This is a genomic window from Micromonospora sp. SD19, assembly GCF_054462275.1.
This window is the reverse complement of record NZ_JBTLMN010000002.1, coordinates 332,439-349,377: the sequence shown is the minus strand read 5'-3', so window position 1 is coordinate 349,377 and position 16,939 is coordinate 332,439. Positions and strand designations below refer to the sequence as shown.

Sequence of the window (16,939 nt, the reverse complement as noted above, 5' to 3'; positions counted from 1 at the left end):
GGTCTCTGCGCAATCTGGTCAGCGGGTGTCGGCGTGCCGGACGGTGGCCAGTCGGTGGGTGATCAGGACGACCGCCCGGTCGGGGCTGCGGCCTAGGTAGTAGGCGCGTCGCCCCGCGCGTCCGGTGCACCCTCGGCGATCGGCAGCAGGACCCGGAAGGTGGTGCGGCCCGGCTCGGTCTCCACCCGGATGTCGCCGTGGTGTTTGTGCACCACGATCCGGTACGAGATGTCCAGCCCCAGACCGGTGCCCGCCCCCACCGGCTTCGTGGTGAAGAACGGCTCGAAGATGCGCGGACGCACCTCCGGCGGGATGCCCGGCCCGGTGTCGGTGATCTCCACCGCCAGCAGGTCACCGGCCCGTCCGGTGCGGACGGTCAGCACCCCCTTCTCTCCCATCGCGCCCAACGCGTTGTCGATCAAATTGGTCCACACCTGGTTCAGCTCGGCCGCGTACGCCGGAACCGGTGGGAGGCTGCGGTCGTACTCGCGGACCAGCTTGACCTCGGCGGGGATCTTGCCCTTGAACATCACCAACGTGGCGTCGAGCAGGTCGTGCACGTCCACCACCCGGTGCGGCGCGCGGTCCAGCTGGGAGTACTGCTTGGCGGCGCCCACCAACCCGGAGATCCGGGTGACCGCGTCGCCGATCTCGCGCATCAACAGCTCGGTGTCGACCGTGTACGTGAGCCAGCGCACCGCCGCCTCCAGGTCCGCCGCCCCGACCGCGGCCTTCACCTGCGCCAACCACTGTGCGTCCAGCCCACCGCCGACCAGGATCGGCGCCAGGTCCCAGGCCCCGTCGACCCCGTGCTCCTCCAACCAGTCGGTGAGGGCGTCCTCGGCGTCCGCGGTCGCCATCGGGGTCAACTTCGGCGCGGTGGCCACCCGGGCGACCGCCTCCTCCTGCAACGCGACCAGACCGTGCAGGGCACTGCCGTCGAGCCGCCCATCGGCGATCATGGCGAGCTTGTGCCGCATCCCGGCGACCCGGTCCCGCAGCACCGACGTGGCCCGCACCGCCGCCGCGGCCGGGTTGTTCAGCTCGTGGGTCAGCCCCGCCGACAGCGAGCCGAGGGCCAGCAGCCGCTCCCGCTCGCCGACGATGGCCTGACTGTCCCGCATCCCGAAGAACAGCCCCTCCAGCAGGTGCATGGGCATCGGGAACCAGGACCGCAGGGCCTCCGCGAAGTCCTCCGCCGGCAGCACGAAGAAGTCCGCGTCGGTCACCGCCCGCAGACTGTTGCGGTAGATCTGGTCGACCTGGTCACCCAGGTACGCCTGGACGGCCCCGCCGTACACCCCGCGCTGTTCGGTCCGGCTGACCTCGACGTCGTCGCCGCGCACCTGACGACTCAACGCCACCGCGCCGCGCAGCAGCACGAAGAAGCAGGTGGCGGGTTCACCCTCGCCGTACACGAGGGTGCCGCCGGCGCGCTGCTCCACCCGGCCGCGCTCGGCCAGCCAGGCGAGCTGCCCGTCGTCGAGCGACTCGAACAGGAACAGGGTGCGCAACTGGGCCGGTGTCAGCCCGTCAGGCTCGGTGCTCACTGGATCTCCTTGGTTCGCGGCTGCGGGGCTCGCAACACCGGCTCACTCCTCGCGCTCACCGGGACTCCTTCGCTCGCGACGGGGCTCGCACGACCAACCACTCCTCGCGCTCATTGGGCTTCCAGGTAGCGGTGCACGAGCGACACCGCCATCGCGCCCTCGCCGACGGCCGAGGCGACCCGCTTGACCGACTCGGCCCGCACGTCGCCGGCGGCGAACACCCCCGGCACGCTGGTCTCCAGGTGGTACGGGTCCCGCGACAATGACCAGCCGGGGGGTCGCCGGCCCCCGGCGAGCAGATCCGGGCCGGTCACGATGAACCCGCGCCCGTCGCGGACCAGCACCCCGTCCAGCCAGTCGGTGCGCGGCTCCGCGCCGATGAAGATGAACAGCCAGGAGGTGTCGACCGAGCGGGCCTCCCCGGTGCGGGTGTCGCAGAGGGTGAGCCGTTGCAGGTGGTCCTCCCCCGCCGCGCCGACCACGGCGGTGTGCGGATGCACAGTGATCTTGTCGATTCGTTCCAGCTGGTCGATCAGGTATCGCGACATCGAGGCGGTCAGGTCCGCACCCCGGATGAGCAGGTGCACCCTGGCCGCGTACCGGGAGAAGTGGACCGCCGCCTGACCGGCGGAGTTGGCCCCGCCGACGATGTAGACGTCCTGCTCGACGCAGCTCGGCGCCTCGGTGGCAGCGGCGCCGTAGAACACCCCCCGCCCGGTGAAGTCGGCCAGCCCCGGGGCGTCGAGCACCCGGTACGACACGCCGGTGGCCAACACCACTGTGTGCGCGGCGATCTCGGTGCCGTCGCCGAAGCGCAGCAGCCGGGCACCGCCGGCCTCGCTGAGACCGACCACCTCCCGGGCGCTGAGCAGCTCGGCACCGAACTTGACCGCCTGGCGCCGGGCCCGGTCGGTCAACTGCGCGCCGGACACGCCGTCCGGGAAACCCAGGTAGTTCTCGATCCGGCTGCTCTGCCCGGCCTGACCGCCGGTCGCCCGTCGCTCCACGAGCACGGTACGCAGCCCCTCCGAGGCGCCGTACACCGCGGAGCCGAGCCCGGCGGGGCCACCGCCGATCACCACCAGGTCGTAGAAGTCACACGCCGGCACCACCGTCAACCCGGCCAGGGCGGCCAGCTCGGCCTCACTCGGGGCGACCAGCGCCTTGCCCTCGGGCGTCACCACCAGCGGCACGTCCGCCTCGGTGGCCCCGGCCGCGTCGAGCAACCGGACACCCTCCGGGTCGTCGGACAACAGCCACCGGTACGGCACCAGGTTGCGGGCCAGGAAGTCGCGGACCTTGAACGACGGCGCGGACCAGCGGTGCCCGACGACCCGGATCTCGGCGCTGGCCGCGTCCGGGGTGGCCGCCCAGGCCTCCAACAACCCGTCGACCACCGGGTACAGCTTCTCCTCCGGCGGGTGCCAGGGCTTGAGCAGGTAGTGGTCCAGGTCGACCACGTTGATGGCCTCGATCGCGGCGTCGGTGTCCGCGTACGCGGTGAGCAGCACCCGCCGGGCGGCCGGGAAGATGTCCATGGCCGCCTCGAGGAACTCGACGCCGGTCATCTCCGGCATCCGGTGGTCGGCCAGCAGCAGCGCCACCTGTTCGCCGCGCAGCTTGACCTCGCGCAGGGCGTCCAGCGCCTCCGGCCCCGAGGAGGCCCGCAGCACCCGGTAGCGGTCGCCGTAGCGGCGCCGGATGTCGCGGGCCACCGCCCGGGACACCACGGGGTCGTCGTCGACGGTCAGGATCACCGGGTTCGCCATGGCGCCATGAAATCACCTGCACCCTGTCGACCGCACCACCGCCGGGGTCGGACCCATGGTTGATCGCGTTCGCGATGGGTAAGCCGGGGATCCGCGTGGGTGCCCGGAGATCGACGACCCGCCCGGTTGCCGCGCACACCTCGGGGGGCCCATGGCGCACGCGACACCGACCCGACCGACGACGTCGGGCGCGATCGTGGAGCTGCGGGTGCACGGGGTCTCCGGCGCGGGGGCGGACCAGGTGTTGAACCGGCCCCACGTGCACCAGGTCGCCGGGGACCGCAGCGGCGGCTTCTTCCGACCACGTCCCGGCTATCCGGACTCCACCGGAACCGACGGGGTGACGCTGGAGGCGTACCGCTGGAGTGACCTGCCGTCCGGCACCGCGGTGCGGACGTTGTCGCTGGTCTTCCTGCTGCCGTTCATGCTCTGCAACGTGGCGCTGTGGATGCGCCCGGCGGACACCGTCTCGGCGCGCGGCTTCATGGCGCTGTGCCGGGTGCTCGCGCTCACCCTCACCGCGCTCTACGTGCTCTCCATCGTCGGGGTGGCGTTGGACCTGATCGCCTGGCGGTGCCTGGACACCCCGTCGTGCCTGGCCGGCCGGAGCTGGCTGTCCTGGCTCGGCGGACGCCCGCCCGGGCTGCGGCTGGGCGTGCTGGCGCTCGTGCCGGTCGCCGCCATCGGGCTCGTCTGGTGGCTGGGCGCCCGCCCGAGCCACTCGTTCGACGCGTTCCGGACGCCGACGACGCCGGCGTCGAAGCACCGGTTGAGCGCCGTCGGCCAGTGGGACGGTGAGCCGCTGGTGGGTCGGCTGCGCTCGGTGCACGTCGCGGCGGCGTTCGCCACTCTGAGCGGCAGCCTGCTGGCCGCGCGGGCCAGCCAGCACTCCTCCTGGGTGATGGTGATCCTGCTGACGGCCACCGGGGCGGTGCTGCTGGCCTGCCTGGTCCTGGTCACCGTGGTGGCGAGCATCGACCGCACCGACCCGTCGCCTCGGGTGGACGGCGTCTGCCGCGGGCTGCGCACGATCGCCTGCGGCGTGACGATGCTGGTGATCGTGCACGTCGTCATCAGCCCGGCACCGTGGCCGCAGGGTGGTTCGTTGCCCGGTTACGGCGCGATCGTGGCCTGGCTGTTCGTCAGCCAGACCGTGCTGGTGGCCGTGCTCGCCACGCTGGTGCTGTGGCGCCGGGGTGGCGGGCAGCACAGGTCGCCGCTGCGCGCGTTGGGGTCGCCGGTCTTCATGACGATCTCGGCCGGGCTGGCCGTGGCGTTCTCCGCCGAGCTGGTCTACCGGATGGCAGACCTGCTCGATCGCCATGGAACGACGGCGGACCACCTGGAGACCAGCCCGCCGCTGGCGTACAAGTGGGCGATCTTCGGGTTTTTCCTGGCCGTGGTGACCGCTGTGCTGGTGGCCGGTCTGGTCACCAGGATGACCCGGCGGGAGCGGCGGCGGGCCGCGCGGGCCATCGTGGCCGCCGACTTTCCACACGCGCCGCCGCAGGCGGCGGACCGGCTGCGGCGGGTCGAGCAGGCAGTGGCCCGGGCACGCTTCACCGAGAACCTGGAACCGCTCTCCGTGGTGTACGCCTGCCTGGCGGCGCTCGGCCTGGCCACCAGCGTGCTCGGCCTGCTCCAACTTCCCCCGGGTGAGGTGGTCCAGCGCTACGTCGGAGTGCCGGAAAGCATGGTCAACTTCCTGATCGGGTCGGGTAGCTATGCCATCGCCGCGATCCTGCTCGGCCTGGTGGTGGGCGGCATCTTCGCGTACCGGACACCGCAGTTCCGCCGGTACGTGGGCGTGCTCTGGGATCTGGGCACCTTCTGGCCCCGGGCGGCGCACCCGTTCGCCCCGCCCTGCTACGCCGAGCGGGCCGTGCCGGAGTTGGCCAAGCGGATCTCCTACCTGGTGGAGCAGGGGCACGGCGTGCTGCTGGCCGGGCACAGCCACGGCTCGGTGCTGCTCGCCGCCACGGTGCTGCAACTGCCCACCCGGATCACCGACCGGGTCGCCCTGCTGACCTACGGGTCGCCGCTGGGCCGGCTGTACTCCCGGCTGTTCCCGGCGTACGCCGACGAGCCGGCGCTGTGCGAGATCGGCGAACGGGTCGGCTGGCGCTGGATCAACCTGTGGCGCGACACCGACCCGATCGGCGGCTGGATCTTCGCCGCCCACCGTCCCGGAAAGGCCGAGACGCTGACCGGGCCGGCGGCGACGGTGGATCGGCGGTTGACCGACCCGCAGGACGTGGTGCCACCGCCCAGCGACAGTGTTCCCCCGCCGATCCTGGGGCACTGGCCGTGTGAGTCGCAGGAGGCGTTCGCCGAGGCGGTACGGGAGCTGACCCGGCGGTTGCGCCGCGAACACCGGACGACCGGCTGACCCGGCGGCCGGATATCGTCGCGGGGTGAGCCCGTCCACACCGCCCGCACGCCGGTTGATCGCCTCCAACAAGAAGGCCCGGCACGAGTACACGGTGCTGCGCACGTACGAGGCGGGCATCGTGCTGGTCGGCACCGAGGTGAAGTCGCTGCGCGAGGGGCGGGCCTCGCTGGTGGACGCGTTCGCCCACGAGCGCGACGGCGAGATCGTGCTGTACGGCCTGCACATCGCCGAGTACGCCTACGGGACGTGGACCAACCATGCCCCGCGCCGCAACCGCAAGCTGTTGCTGCACCGGGCCGAGATCGACCGGATCCTGGACAAGGTCCGCGAGGGCGGGGTGACCATGGTCCCGCTGTCGATGTACTTCGAGAACGGTTTCGCCAAGGTCGAGTTGGCCCTGGCCAAGGGTAAGCGCTCCTACGACAAGCGGCAGACCCTCGCTGAGCGCGACGCCAACCGGGAGATCGCCCGCGAGCTGGGCCGGCACCTCAAGGGCCACCCCCGCCGTCCCTGATCTCGGATCGTCAGTCCCGGGCACTGCCCCTCCCACCGGTCGCGCGCGTCTTCCGCGCGGGTCGCGGCGCGGCGCGCCCGGACATCGTTGACGTCGTCCGACGGACGTGGTCTGCTCAGCTGACGCCGTTAATGAAAACGGTAATCGTTAGCCGATGTGGAGGAGAATCATGTCGCTCACCGTCCCACCCGCCCTGCTCGACGCCGCCGAACGCGGCCCCGTCGACGACGAGGCATTCATCGCCTGCGTCCGCGACTCACTGCCCTACGCGTGGGCCACCGTCAGCCGGGTCGTCGCCGAGCTGGAGGCCGGCGACGACGACCTGGCCGACAACGTCGTCCCGCCACCCACCGACGCCGACCGGGGGCAGCTGCTGCGGGCGCTGGCCAGCGACGCGATCCGCGCCGGCCTGGAACGGCACTTCGGCGTACGCCTGGCGTTCCAGAACTGCCACCGCGTCGCCGCCTTCCGCCCGTCCGCCGTCGACGGGGAGCGCTACCGCCGCTTCGTGTCGACCCGTGGCCAACTGCTCAACCAGTCGCCGCAGCTGCGCAACTGCTGAGGGCGCCGGGTGGACCCGCCGGAGTCGCCGGCGGGTCCACCCGGGCGCTAACGGCCGATCGTGTCCAGCTCGGCGAGGTCGTCATTGGAGAGGGAGAGCGCCGCGCCCGCGATGTTCTCCCGCAGGTGCGCCGCGGACGAGGTGCCCGGGATCAGCAGGATGTTCGGCGACCGTCGCAGCAGCCAGGCCAGCGCCACCGACATCGCCGCCGCCTCCAGCCGGGCGGCCACCGTCGACAGCACCGACGACTGCAGGGGGCTGAAGCCGCCGAGAGGGAAGAACGGCACGTAGGCGACGCCCTGCCCGGCGAGCGCGTCAATCAGCTCGTCGTCGCGGCGGTGCGCGAGGTTGTACATGTTCTGCACGCACACGATCGGTGCTATCGCCTGCGCCTCGGCCACCTGCTCCGGCGTCGCGTTGCTCACCCCGAGGTGCCGGATCAGGCCCTGCCGTTGCAGGTCGGCGAGGGTCTCGAACGCCTCGGCGAGAGAGCCGGGCAGCGGGCCCGCGGCGTCGCCCAGCCGGAGGTTGACGAGGTCGAGCACGTCGAGACCGAGGGTCTCCAGGTTCTCGTGCACGGACCGGCGCAGGCTCAGCGGGTCACGGGCCGGGGGCCAGCCGCCCTGCGGGTCACGGTTCGCACCGACCTTGGTCACGATGTGCAGCGAATCGGGGTACGGGTGCAGCGCCTCCCGGATCAGCTGGTTGGTGACGGTCGGACCGTAGGCCGCCGAGGTGTCGATGTGGGTGATGCCGAGCTCGACTGCCGTACGCAGGACGGCGAGTGCGCCGTCGCGGTCGGCCGGCGGTCCCATCACTCCGGGGCCGGCCAGCTGCATGGCGCCGTAGCCGAACCGGGTGACCGTCAGGCCTCCCAACGTCCAGGTGCCGCCGGGAAGGGAGGTGGTGAGCATGTTCGTACCTCTGGCTCTCGTGTCGCGCCGAGCGGTGCCGGCGCATCGTCTACCTGCTCCACCCTCGGGGTGTAGCTTCACTTTCGGAAGTAGGCACCTGAAGGTGCGTAACGCCCCGGCGGCTGAGGAGCGGCTCGATGACAACGACCACGGCGGCGCAGAAGAGGGCTCAGGCCAAGGTGGAATATGACGCCTTCCTGGCGCAGTGTCCGAGTCGAAAGCTGCTCGACCGCATCGCTGACAAGTGGGTCACCCTGGTGCTGGCGGCGCTGAACAGCGACGGCTCGCACCGCTTCGGCCTCGACTGCGCCGGCAAGCCCCGGTCCATGCGCTACTCGGAGCTGTCGCGCCTGCTGGCCGGGGTCAGTCAGAAGATGCTCACCCAGACACTGCGCTCCCTGGAACGCGACGGTCTGATCACCCGCACCGTGGTGCCGACAGTGCCCGTCACCGTCACCTACGAGCTGACCGACCTCGGCATCTCCCTGCACCACCTGATGCGTGGCGTGAAGGGTTGGGCCGAAGCGCACATGGACGACGTGCTCGCCAACCGCGCGACGTACGACAACCGCGACGCCTGAGCCGTGCGCCCCCCCGAGGCAAACCCGGGCCGCGCGGGAGACACGCAGTAACGGCCGCAGAAGCCCCAAGAGGTACGCAGACACGGCTCGTTTTGGCCTTTCGCACTCGCAGATGCGGCAGCTATGGTGAGCCGGTGACGATGTTCCGGATCGGCGAGGCGGCCGACCTGCTCGGCGTCAGCAGCGACACGATCCGCCGCTGGGTCGATGCCGGGCGGCTGACGGCCGGGCGTGACGAGCACGGCCACCGGGTGATCGACGGCGTCGACCTGGCGGCGTTCGCCCGCGCCCAGGCCGCCGACCCGGACGCGGGCGCCGAGTTCTCCTCGGCCCGCAACCGGCTGCGCGGCATCGTCGTCGACGTCCGCAAGGACACGGTGATGGCCCAGGTCGACATCCAGGCTGGCCCGTTCCGGGTCGTCTCGCTGATGAGCCGGGAGGCGGTCGACGAGCTCGATCTGCGGGTCGGCTCGGTGGCCGTCGCGGTGATCAAGTCGACAACGGTGGTGGTGGAACGGGCCGCGCCAGCGTCGAGCAGGGGAAGGTCGGGCGGATGAGCGCGCGGACGACGCGCACGGCGATGACCGTGGTCATGGCGCTGGCGGTCGCCGGCTGCGGCGCGGTCGACGACCGGGCCTCCGGCGGTGCCGCGGACGGCCGGGTCACCGGGGCGGTGACGGTGTTCGCGGCCGCGTCGCTGACCGAGTCGTTCCGTCGGATCGGCAAGGAGTTCGAGGCCGCCAATCCCGGCAGCACCGTGACCCTCAACGTCGCGGGCAGCTCCGCGCTGGCCAACCAGATCAACCAGGGCGCGCCGGCGGACGTGTTCGCCTCCGCCGCCCCAGCGAACATGGCCACGGTCACCGAGGCGGGCAACGCCGACGGCACGCCGACCGTTTTCGCCCGGAACCAGTTGGTCATCGCGGTGCCCCGGGGCAACCCGAAAGGCGTGGCCGGGCTGGCCGACCTAAGCCGGCCCGGCGTGAAGGTGGCGCTCTGCGCCAACCAGGTGCCCTGCGGCGCGGCGGCCCGTACCGCCCTGGACGCGGCCGGTGTCGCGCTGACACCGGTCACCCTGGAGCAGGACGTCAAGGGCGCGCTCGCCAAGGTGAAGCTCGGCGAGGTCGACGCCGCCCTGGTCTACCGCAGCGACGTGCGAGCGGCGAGCGCCGACGTGACCGGTGTGGAGTTCCCCGAGTCGGCGCGGGCGGTCAACGACTACCCGATCGTCGCGCTGAAGGACGCGCCCAATCCGGCCGGCGCGCGGGCTTTCGTCGCGTACGTCCGCTCGGCGCCGGCGCAGGCGGTCCTCGCCGAGGCCGGGTTCCAGGCTCCGTGAGGCAGGTCCGCGACGACACCGCAGGCGAGCGTGACGAGGCGGCACGCGAGCGCCGGGCCACGCCGCGACGGCGGGGGCGGGTGCCGGCGGCGCTGCTGATCCCCGCCGGGCTGGGGCTGCTCTTCCTCGTCCTGCCGCTGGTCGGGCTGGTGATCCGGGCGCCGTGGACCACCCTGCCGCAGCGGCTCACCGAGCCGGGCGCGTTGACCGCGCTGCGGCTGTCGGTGCAGACCGCGACGCTGGCCACCGCGCTCTGCCTGCTGCTCGGGGTGCCGCTCGCCTGGGTGCTGGCCCGGGTCGAGTTCCCCGGCCGCCGGCTGGTGCGGGCGCTGGTCACCGTGCCGCTGGTGCTGCCGCCGGTGGTCGGTGGGGTGGCGCTGCTGCTGGTCTTCGGCCGGCGCGGGCTGCTCGGCGGGTGGCTCGACACCACGTTCGGCATCACCCTGCCGTTCACCACCACTGGTGTTGTGCTGGCCGAGGCCTTCGTGGCCATGCCATTCCTCGTGATCGCCGTGGAGGGTGCGCTGCGCGCCGCCGACCACCGCTACGAGGAGGCCGCCGCGACGTTGGGGGCCAGCCGGTGGACCGCGTTCACCCACGTCACGCTGCCGTTGGTGGCGCCCGGGCTGGCCGCCGGGGCGGTGCTCTGCTGGGCGCGGGCGCTCGGCGAGTTCGGGGCCACCATCACCTTCGCCGGCAACTATCCCGGCCGCACCCAGACCATGCCGCTCGCCGTCTACCTGGCGTTGGAGACCGACCTGGAGTCCGCGATCGTGCTCAGCCTGGTGCTGCTTGTCGTGTCGGTGGGCATCCTGGTCGCGTTGCGTGACCGCTGGATGAGCACCGCATGAGCGATGCCCTGCTGGACGCCCGGGTCGTCGTCGACCGGGGCACCTTCCGACTCGACGTGCCGCTGCGCGTCGCACCCGGCGAGGTGGTCGCGTTGCTCGGCCCGAACGGGGCCGGCAAGACCACCGCGCTGCGCGCGCTGGCCGGGCTGCATCCGCTCACCGCCGGTCACGTCACCCTCGACGGCGTCGACCTGGACCGCCCGGCCACCGGGGGCTGGGTGCCCACCGAGCGCCGGCCGATCGGCGTGGTCTTCCAGGACTACCTGCTCTTTCCGCACCTGAGCGCGGTGGACAACGTGGCCTTCGGTCCGCGCCGGCACGGTGTCGAGCGGCGGGCCGCCCGCGCCACGGCCCGGGAGTGGCTGACCCGGGTGGGGCTTGACGCGCAGGCACGGCACCGGCCCCGGCAACTCTCCGGAGGCCAGGCGCAGCGGGTGGCGCTGGCCCGCGCGCTTGCCGTGGCACCGTCGCTGCTGTTGCTGGACGAGCCGCTGGCCGCGCTGGACGCCCGCACCCGGTTGGACACCCGCGCGGAGCTGCACCGGCACCTGTCGGCGCACGCGGGCGCGACGGTGCTGGTCACCCACGACCCGCTGGACGCGCTGGCGCTGGCCGACCGACTGGTCATCGTCGAGGGTGGCCGGGTCGTGCAGGAGGGCGACGGGCCGAGCGTGACCGCCCGGCCGCGCACCGACTACGTCGCCCGGCTGGTCGGGTTGAACCTGTACCGGGGCCGCGCCGACGGGCACGGGGTGCGGCTTTCACCGGAGCTGACCCTCACTGTCGCCGACCGGTTGGACGGCGAAGCGTTCGTGGCGTTCCGGCCGGCCGCGGTGGCGCTGCACCCGGCCCGGCCGGAGGGCAGCGCGCGCAACACCTGGGCGGGGACGGTGGTCGGCGTGCAACGCCACGGTGACAACGTACGGGTGCAACTGGACGGGCCGATCGGGGTGGCCGCCGACGTCACCCCGGCCGCCGCCGCCCACCTGCGGCTGATCCCGGGCCAGCGGGTGTGGGCGGCGGTCAAGGCGACCGAGACGCACGCGTACCCGGCCACCGGCTGACCGGGGCGGGCGGCTCGCACCGGCGCAGACGTTGCCCACCCGAGCGGGAGCGCGTCAGCCGGCTGTCGCGCGGGTGGGCGTCAGCCGGCGAGCAGGTCGTGGTGTGCGGCGCGCAGCCGGGCCAGCGCCGGGTCGCTGCCCGGGACGACCCGGCGATCCAGCTCGGACCACACCTCGGCCAGCGCCGCGCGGACCGCACTCAGCTCGGCGGCGTGCCGCTGGCTGCTGCGTCGGTGCTGCTCGTCGAGGCGCCGAGCCCAGCCGGCGGTGACCGTGGCGAGACGGTCGGCGTCGGCGCGGGCCTGCGCGCCGCTGCGGGCGGCCACGGCGGGGACGATCGCGGCGACCGGGCGGGGGTCGCCGTCGCGGGTGACGACGGTGACCGCGTCGGTCAGCTCGGCCAGCGCGACGAGCTGACTGAACCGGGTGCGCGCCTCACGCAGCGGCACGGAACGCGGCGGGTCGGGACGAGGGGTGAGCGCGGGGACGGCCATGGATGCATGGTGTCGCCCGGGTACGACAGAAATGCGTCGTCAGTGGACAGTGGCCGGCGTCCCGCTCGATCCGGCCAACCACTCGTCGGCCAGCACGGACCAGACTTCGAGGTCGATCCGGCCGTTCGGGCCGGGGGCGACCTGGCGGAGCGTGCCGTCCAGGCGCAGGCCGAGCCGACCGGCGAGGGCCTTGCTGCGGGTGTTGTCGGCGTTGGTGCGCCACTCCACCCGCTGGATGCCGCGCTCGCGCACCGCCCAGTCGACGAGCCGGCGGACCGCCGGTGCGACCATGCCCTTTCCCTCGGCTGCCGGCTCCACCCAGCAGCCGACCTCGCAGACACCTCGGGTCACGTCGAAGGACACGAGCAGGACCCCGCCGACCAGGGTGCCACGCCACCACAGCCCCCAGATGCCGCCGCTGTCGCTGGCCCAGCGGTCGGCGTAGCGCTGCAGGACCGCTCGGGCCGACGACAGGTCGGTGGCCACGAAGGTCGGCGACACCCACGGCTGGATGTGCTCCCGGGCCCGGTCGAGGTTGGCGAGGAACTCCTCGGCCCGCCACGGCTCCAGCGGGCGCAGCTCGACGTCCTCGGTCAGTGGCACTGCGAACACCGGGCCTCCACTCAGTTCGCTCCGAACATCGGTGACAGGCTCGCACAGGCAGTTCCGGCGAGGCGCGGCCGCCCTCGCGCTCACAGTGGCAGATGGGTGCGCAGGGCGGCGAACTGGGCCACTGTCAGGTAGGAGGGGTTGGCGGCCTGCGGCTGACGCAACACCTCCAGGCCGGCGAGTCGGTCGTCGGCGCGCAGCACCGTGCGGGGCACCCGGTCCCCGGCGGCGAGGATGGGCAGGTCCAGCGGCACTGACCACTGCTGCCCCGCAGGGCCCGGCGTGGCCGCTCCGGTGACCCGTCCGACGCCCCACACCCCGTACGGCAGTCGGGCCCGGCTGCCGCTGGCCCAGAAGATCACCGGATGCCCGGCGCGCATCAGCCGCGCCCGATAGCCGGGGCGGACGCACCAACTCGTCACCAGTGGCTCGGCGGCGAACCGGGCGGTGAGGTCGACCAGGTCGGCGTTGCCCTTGATCAGCCAGGCGCCCAGGTCGTCGAGGCGCACCAGTGACTCGGTCATCCGCTCATCCTGCCCGGCCGGCGGTCCGCCCAATCAGATGATCATGTGGGTCCAGTAGCTGAGCCACAGCACGAACAGCACGCCCTGCACCACGGCGAGCGTCGCGGTCAGCCACACGTCGACGCTGGCGTGCCGGGCCCACCGGGCCAGCACCAGCGCCACCGGGAAGGCCGCGAGCAGGTAGCGCAGCAGGCTCTTGTACACCGGCGGGCCCATCGACAGCGGCACCAGCACCATCAGGACGCCGTACACCAGGTAGGCCAGTTCCCGGCGGCGGAACCCGGCGACCAGCACGGCCAGGACGGCCACGGCGAACCACACCCGGGCGGCGTCGCGTGGTTCCCCGGTCAACCCGTTCAGCAGTACCGGCACCGGGTTCTGCACCTCGATCCCCCACCCGGTCTCCTGGGCGTGCTGGTAGGCGAACCAGTCCCCACCCCGCCACCGGCAGTACGCCATGAAGGTGAACCACCCGGCGGGCAGCAGCACCAACGGCCACCCGACCCGCAGGTAGCCGAGCAGGGCGCGCGGGCCGAGCCGCCAGTCGTGCTGGCGCAGCAGCACCAGAGCCAGCGGCAGCACCACGAGCAGGCCGACGGAGCGGCTCATCGCCAGGAAGTAGCCGACCACGCCGACCAGCAGCCAGCGACGCCGCTCGGCGTAGTAGAAGGCGGCCAACGCGAGGCAGACGAAGAGCGACTCGGTCAGCGCGGCCTGGAACAGGAACGCGGTCGGCAGCAGCACCAGGTACCGGGTGAACCGGCGGGCCGCGCGCGCGTCGCCGAGCAGCAGCTCGGCCAGCCGGTAGCCGTACCAGAGCGCCAGCAGGAACGCGACGTTGCTGATCAGCAGCAGGGCCAGGGCGTTGTCGCCGCCGAGCAGCGCGCCGATCGGCCGGGCCAGGAACGGGTACAGCAGGGGGAAGCCGAAGTCTCGCCACGGCTCGGTCAGGGGCAGGGTGCTCAGCCGCAGGTAGAGCAGCGAGTCCCAGGCGAACCAGAAGGATATCCACCGGTGTCCGGAGATCTCCCGCTGTTGCGCCCACATCAGCGCCTCGTCCGGCGGCGGGGCGCCGGGCACGCCGTCCCAGGCGTGCAGGACCAGGAGCCCGAGCACTGTGAGCAGCAGCTTCGCGCCCAGGAACAGGGCAATGACGTACGGCCAGGGCGCCGGCACCCGACGGGCCAGGCGCGCCGCGCCGCGGCCGGCCACGACCGCCCGGGCGGCCAGCGCCGTCGTGCCAGTGCGCCACCGGTCCATCCGCCCCGCTCCCCCGCTCCCCCGGCCGCGTGGGGAGTCGCTCTTCTCGTGGTACGCCGCCGCGCGCCCCGCCGAAGCGAGGACTAGCCGCCATCAAGTGTGACATTCTGCGCAGAACGGGTAGACGCCGCGCCTCAACCATGGCGGTGAGCAGGGGGAGCGCGTCAGCATGAGCGAGCACATCGGCACGGTGGTCATCGGCGCGGGGCCGGCCGGGCTCACCGCGGCGTACGAGCTGCTCCGGCACGGCCGATCGGTCCAGGTGTTCGAGGCCGACGAGGTGGTCGGCGGGATCAGCCGGACCGTCGAGCGCGACGGGTGGCGGTTCGACATCGGCGGGCACCGGTTCTTCACGAAGGTGCCCCGGGTCGAGGCGTTCTGGCACGAGATCCTGCCGGACGAGGACTTCCTGACCCGGCCCCGGATGAGCCGCATCTTCTACCGGGGAGCCCTGTTCAACTACCCGTTGAGCGCCATGAACGCCCTGCGCAACCTGGGTCTGCCGGAGGCCGCCCGCTGCCTCGGATCGTACGCGCGCGCCCGGCTGCGACCACCACGCGACCAGTCGCACTTCGAGGGCTGGGTGTCGGCCCGGTTCGGCTGGCGGCTGTACTCGATCTTCTTCAAGACGTACACGGAGAAGGTCTGGGGTATGCCGGCGCACCGGTTGCAGGCCGACTGGGCGGCGCAACGGATCAAGAACCTGTCGCTGGCCACGGCGATCCGCAACGCGCTGCTGCCCCGGCGTCGGCGCACCGACGTGACGAGCCTGATCGAGCAGTTCCAGTACCCGAAGTACGGGCCGGGGATGATGTGGGAACGCTGCGCCGAGCGGGTCCGCGAGCGGGGCGGGCAGCTGTCCACCGGCAGCTGGGTCACCGCCGTGCACCGCGACCCGGCCCGCCGACGGGCGATCAGCGTGACCGTCAACGGCACGGGCGGGCAGCGCACCGAGGCGGCCGACCACGTGATCTCGTCCATGCCGATCTCGGAGCTGGTGGCCGCGCTGCACCCGCCGGCCCCGCCGGAGGTCCGGGCCTGCGCGGCCGACCTGCGCTACCGCGACTTCCTGACTGTCGCCCTGGTCGTGCCGGCGGAGTTCTCGTTTCCGGACAACTGGATCTACGTGCACGACCCGGAGGTGCGGGTGGGCCGGATCCAGAACTTCGGCTCCTGGTCGCCGTACCTGGTGAAGGACGGCCGCACCTGCCTGGGCCTGGAGTACTTCGTGTTCGAGGACGACGAGATGTGGCGTACCCCGGATGCCGATCTGGTGGCCCTGGCCACCGCGGAGCTGGAGCGGTTGGGGTTGGTCCGACCCGGTGTGGTGGAGGCCGGCTACGTCGTGCGGATGCCCAAGGCCTACCCGGTGTACGACGAGCGCTACCAGCACAACGTGGAGGTGATCCGGGCCTGGCTGGCCGAGGCGGTGCCGAACGTGCATCCGGTGGGCCGCAACGGCATGCACCGCTACAACAACCAGGACCACTCGATGCTGACCGCGATGCTCACCGTCGAGAACATCGCCACCGGGAGTACGCACGACATCTGGTCGGTCAACGTGGAGCAGGACTATCACGAGGAATCCGCTGGCGGCGACAACCGGCGGGGCACGGGGCGGGACGCGCCGGTGGTGCCCAGTCGGGTCATCGCGGCCTCGATCAGCGCACCGGGAGGGTCGGACGAGCGGTCCTCCGCCCCGGCTCCCCCCGCGTGAAGCCGCGCAGGCCTCACGAAACGAGCCGACGCTCAGTCGGCAGTGCCATCGCGGCGGTGGGTCACCTGCGGGGTTCGCCGGTGATGCCGTCCAGGACGGTGGTCAGGTTGTGGTGGAAGGTCTCCTCGGCATTGAGGTGCGCGCCGTCGATGACGAGCCGGGCCACTGTGGGGTACCTGCCGGTCGTCAACATGCGGGTGAGGTAGGGGCCGAGGCGGGCCTGAAAGGCGGCGAGGTCGGTGCCGGTGGACCGGGTGGTGCGGCGCTCGGTGACCTCTCTGCGGACCGCTCCCACCAGGAAGGCGTTGAGGGCGCCCACGGCTCGCTGGAGGTCGTCGATGTCACGCACGGCAGGGGCCTTGCTGAGCGCCGCAGCGGTCGCCTCGCCCACGGCGAGCGCGTGCGGCCCCAGGTGCGGCCGCCCGCCGAGCAGGTCGGCGAACCACTCGTGCGCGAGGGCGGCGTCACGGGTCGCGTGGGCGATGGCCAGCAGCGTGGCGCGCCACTGCGCGTGCTGGGCCACCTCGGCGATCCGGGCATAGACGACGTCGACCATGAGGTCGAGGAGTTCGGATTTGTTGGTCACATAGTCGTAGAGCCGCATCGGGCCCACACCGAGCTCTTTGGCGATCTTGCGCAACGACAGCCCGTCGAGGCCGCCCGCTGCGGCGAGCCGGATCGCCGCAGCGGCGATCTTGTCCCGGCTCAACGGCACCGGCGCCGCCCTCGGTTGAGGTTCGGGCCGCTCCCACACTGACAACGGCTCACTACCGTACGGTGTATCCACAAATACAGTGTA

17 protein-coding genes are annotated in these 16,939 nt (G+C 72.4%); 9 read left to right on the top strand and 8 right to left on the bottom strand.

Annotation, left to right across the window (positions count from 1 at the left end):
* Nucleotides 1–92: 92 nt before the first annotated feature.
* Entirely contained in the window at nt 93–1,550 is a 1,458-nt protein-coding gene (locus ACX27O_RS08755; RefSeq protein ID WP_458939215.1) for an ATP-binding protein, read from the bottom strand.
* 110 nt (nt 1,551–1,660) lie between these two features.
* Nucleotides 1,661–3,319, bottom strand: coding sequence for an NAD(P)/FAD-dependent oxidoreductase (locus tag ACX27O_RS08750; RefSeq protein ID WP_030327416.1), 1,659 nt, complete (start codon nt 3,317–3,319; stop codon nt 1,661–1,663).
* 151 nt (nt 3,320–3,470) lie between these two features.
* Between ACX27O_RS08750 and ACX27O_RS08745 the strand changes: the two genes are divergently transcribed.
* The 3 genes from ACX27O_RS08745 to ACX27O_RS08735 all read left to right on the top strand — a co-directional run bounded on the left by ACX27O_RS08745 (nt 3,471) and on the right by ACX27O_RS08735 (nt 6,787).
* Nucleotides 3,471–5,708, top strand: coding sequence for a hypothetical protein (locus tag ACX27O_RS08745; protein WP_458939214.1), 2,238 nt, complete (start codon nt 3,471–3,473; stop codon nt 5,706–5,708).
* Between the two features lie 25 nt (nt 5,709–5,733).
* The gene (gene smpB, locus ACX27O_RS08740) at nt 5,734–6,225 is read left to right on the top strand and encodes an SsrA-binding protein SmpB (RefSeq protein ID WP_030327414.1); all 492 of its coding nucleotides are present in this window, start codon (nt 5,734–5,736) and stop codon (nt 6,223–6,225) included.
* Nucleotides 6,226–6,394: 169 nt separating this feature from the next.
* Nucleotides 6,395–6,787: an SCO5389 family protein gene (locus ACX27O_RS08735; protein WP_030327413.1), complete on the top strand. Its 393-nt coding sequence runs from the start codon at nt 6,395–6,397 to the stop codon at nt 6,785–6,787.
* 47 nt (nt 6,788–6,834) lie between these two features.
* Here the strand turns inward: ACX27O_RS08735 and ACX27O_RS08730 are convergent, their stop codons facing one another.
* Entirely contained in the window at nt 6,835–7,701 is an 867-nt protein-coding gene (locus ACX27O_RS08730) for an aldo/keto reductase family oxidoreductase (protein WP_458939213.1), read from the bottom strand.
* 137 nt (nt 7,702–7,838) lie between these two features.
* Between ACX27O_RS08730 and ACX27O_RS08725 the strand changes: the two genes are divergently transcribed.
* The 5 genes from ACX27O_RS08725 to ACX27O_RS08705 all read left to right on the top strand — a co-directional run bounded on the left by ACX27O_RS08725 (nt 7,839) and on the right by ACX27O_RS08705 (nt 11,536).
* Nucleotides 7,839–8,282, top strand: a complete 444-nt coding sequence (locus ACX27O_RS08725; protein WP_210861528.1) for a winged helix-turn-helix transcriptional regulator — start codon at nt 7,839–7,841, stop codon at nt 8,280–8,282.
* 134 nt (nt 8,283–8,416) lie between these two features.
* Nucleotides 8,417–8,839 (top strand): TOBE domain-containing protein, encoded by a 423-nt coding sequence (locus tag ACX27O_RS08720; RefSeq protein WP_210866779.1) that lies wholly within the window; start codon nt 8,417–8,419, stop codon nt 8,837–8,839.
* Nucleotides 8,836–9,621: a molybdate ABC transporter substrate-binding protein gene (gene modA, locus ACX27O_RS08715; RefSeq protein ID WP_458939212.1), complete on the top strand. Its 786-nt coding sequence runs from the start codon at nt 8,836–8,838 to the stop codon at nt 9,619–9,621. The genes ACX27O_RS08720 and modA overlap by 4 nt, the downstream gene beginning before the upstream one ends.
* An 80-nt stretch (nt 9,622–9,701) precedes the next feature.
* Nucleotides 9,702–10,472 carry a molybdate ABC transporter permease subunit gene (modB, locus tag ACX27O_RS08710; protein ID WP_210861533.1) on the top strand — a complete coding sequence of 257 codons (771 nt, stop codon included), beginning with the start codon at nt 9,702–9,704 and terminating at the stop codon, nt 10,470–10,472.
* The gene (locus tag ACX27O_RS08705; RefSeq protein WP_458939211.1) at nt 10,469–11,536 is read left to right on the top strand and encodes an ABC transporter ATP-binding protein; all 1,068 of its coding nucleotides are present in this window, start codon (nt 10,469–10,471) and stop codon (nt 11,534–11,536) included. The genes modB and ACX27O_RS08705 overlap by 4 nt, the downstream gene beginning before the upstream one ends.
* Nucleotides 11,537–11,616: 80 nt before the next feature.
* On the opposite strand, the gene ACX27O_RS08700 is transcribed toward ACX27O_RS08705, so the two are convergent.
* From ACX27O_RS08700 to ACX27O_RS08685, 4 genes are all read right to left on the bottom strand, one after another.
* The gene (locus tag ACX27O_RS08700) at nt 11,617–12,030 is read right to left on the bottom strand and encodes a type II toxin-antitoxin system Phd/YefM family antitoxin (protein WP_458939210.1); all 414 of its coding nucleotides are present in this window, start codon (nt 12,028–12,030) and stop codon (nt 11,617–11,619) included.
* A gap of 39 nt (nt 12,031–12,069) precedes the next feature.
* Entirely contained in the window at nt 12,070–12,642 is a 573-nt protein-coding gene (locus tag ACX27O_RS08695) for a GNAT family N-acetyltransferase (protein ID WP_210866783.1), read from the bottom strand.
* An 80-nt stretch (nt 12,643–12,722) separates the two neighbouring features.
* Nucleotides 12,723–13,163 (bottom strand): EVE domain-containing protein, encoded by a 441-nt coding sequence (locus tag ACX27O_RS08690; RefSeq protein WP_458939209.1) that lies wholly within the window; start codon nt 13,161–13,163, stop codon nt 12,723–12,725.
* A gap of 33 nt (nt 13,164–13,196) precedes the next feature.
* Nucleotides 13,197–14,423 (bottom strand): hypothetical protein, encoded by a 1,227-nt coding sequence (locus tag ACX27O_RS08685; RefSeq protein ID WP_458939208.1) that lies wholly within the window; start codon nt 14,421–14,423, stop codon nt 13,197–13,199.
* A gap of 169 nt (nt 14,424–14,592) precedes the next feature.
* Here ACX27O_RS08685 and ACX27O_RS08680 point away from each other — a divergent pair, with 169 nt between their 5' ends.
* On the top strand, nt 14,593–16,140 hold the full coding sequence (locus ACX27O_RS08680) for an NAD(P)/FAD-dependent oxidoreductase (protein ID WP_030327398.1): 1,548 nt from the start codon (nt 14,593–14,595) through the stop codon (nt 16,138–16,140).
* A gap of 61 nt (nt 16,141–16,201) precedes the next feature.
* On the opposite strand, the gene ACX27O_RS08675 is transcribed toward ACX27O_RS08680, so the two are convergent.
* Nucleotides 16,202–16,855, bottom strand: coding sequence for a TetR/AcrR family transcriptional regulator C-terminal domain-containing protein (locus tag ACX27O_RS08675; RefSeq protein WP_458939207.1), 654 nt, complete (start codon nt 16,853–16,855; stop codon nt 16,202–16,204).
* Between the last annotated feature and the right edge of the window lie 84 nt (nt 16,856–16,939).

What these genes read in the sequence shown, in the direction of transcription:
- ACX27O_RS08750 (WP_030327416.1), bottom strand. Translation starts at nt 3,319, where the DNA reads ATGGCGAACCCGGTGATCCTGACCGTCGACGACGACCCCGTGGTGTCC.
- ACX27O_RS08745 (WP_458939214.1), top strand. Translation starts at nt 3,471, where the DNA reads ATGGCGCACGCGACACCGACCCGACCGACGACGTCGGGCGCGATCGTG.
- ACX27O_RS08735 (WP_030327413.1), top strand. Translation starts at nt 6,395, where the DNA reads ATGTCGCTCACCGTCCCACCCGCCCTGCTCGACGCCGCCGAACGCGGC.
- ACX27O_RS08730 (WP_458939213.1), bottom strand. Translation starts at nt 7,701, where the DNA reads ATGCTCACCACCTCCCTTCCCGGCGGCACCTGGACGTTGGGAGGCCTG.
- ACX27O_RS08725 (WP_210861528.1), top strand. Translation starts at nt 7,839, where the DNA reads ATGACAACGACCACGGCGGCGCAGAAGAGGGCTCAGGCCAAGGTGGAA.
- modA (WP_458939212.1), top strand. Translation starts at nt 8,836, where the DNA reads ATGAGCGCGCGGACGACGCGCACGGCGATGACCGTGGTCATGGCGCTG.
- ACX27O_RS08705 (WP_458939211.1), top strand. Translation starts at nt 10,469, where the DNA reads ATGAGCGATGCCCTGCTGGACGCCCGGGTCGTCGTCGACCGGGGCACC.
- ACX27O_RS08700 (WP_458939210.1), bottom strand. Translation starts at nt 12,030, where the DNA reads ATGGCCGTCCCCGCGCTCACCCCTCGTCCCGACCCGCCGCGTTCCGTG.
- ACX27O_RS08690 (WP_458939209.1), bottom strand. Translation starts at nt 13,163, where the DNA reads ATGACCGAGTCACTGGTGCGCCTCGACGACCTGGGCGCCTGGCTGATC.
- ACX27O_RS08685 (WP_458939208.1), bottom strand. Translation starts at nt 14,423, where the DNA reads ATGGACCGGTGGCGCACTGGCACGACGGCGCTGGCCGCCCGGGCGGTC.
- ACX27O_RS08680 (WP_030327398.1), top strand. Translation starts at nt 14,593, where the DNA reads ATGAGCGAGCACATCGGCACGGTGGTCATCGGCGCGGGGCCGGCCGGG.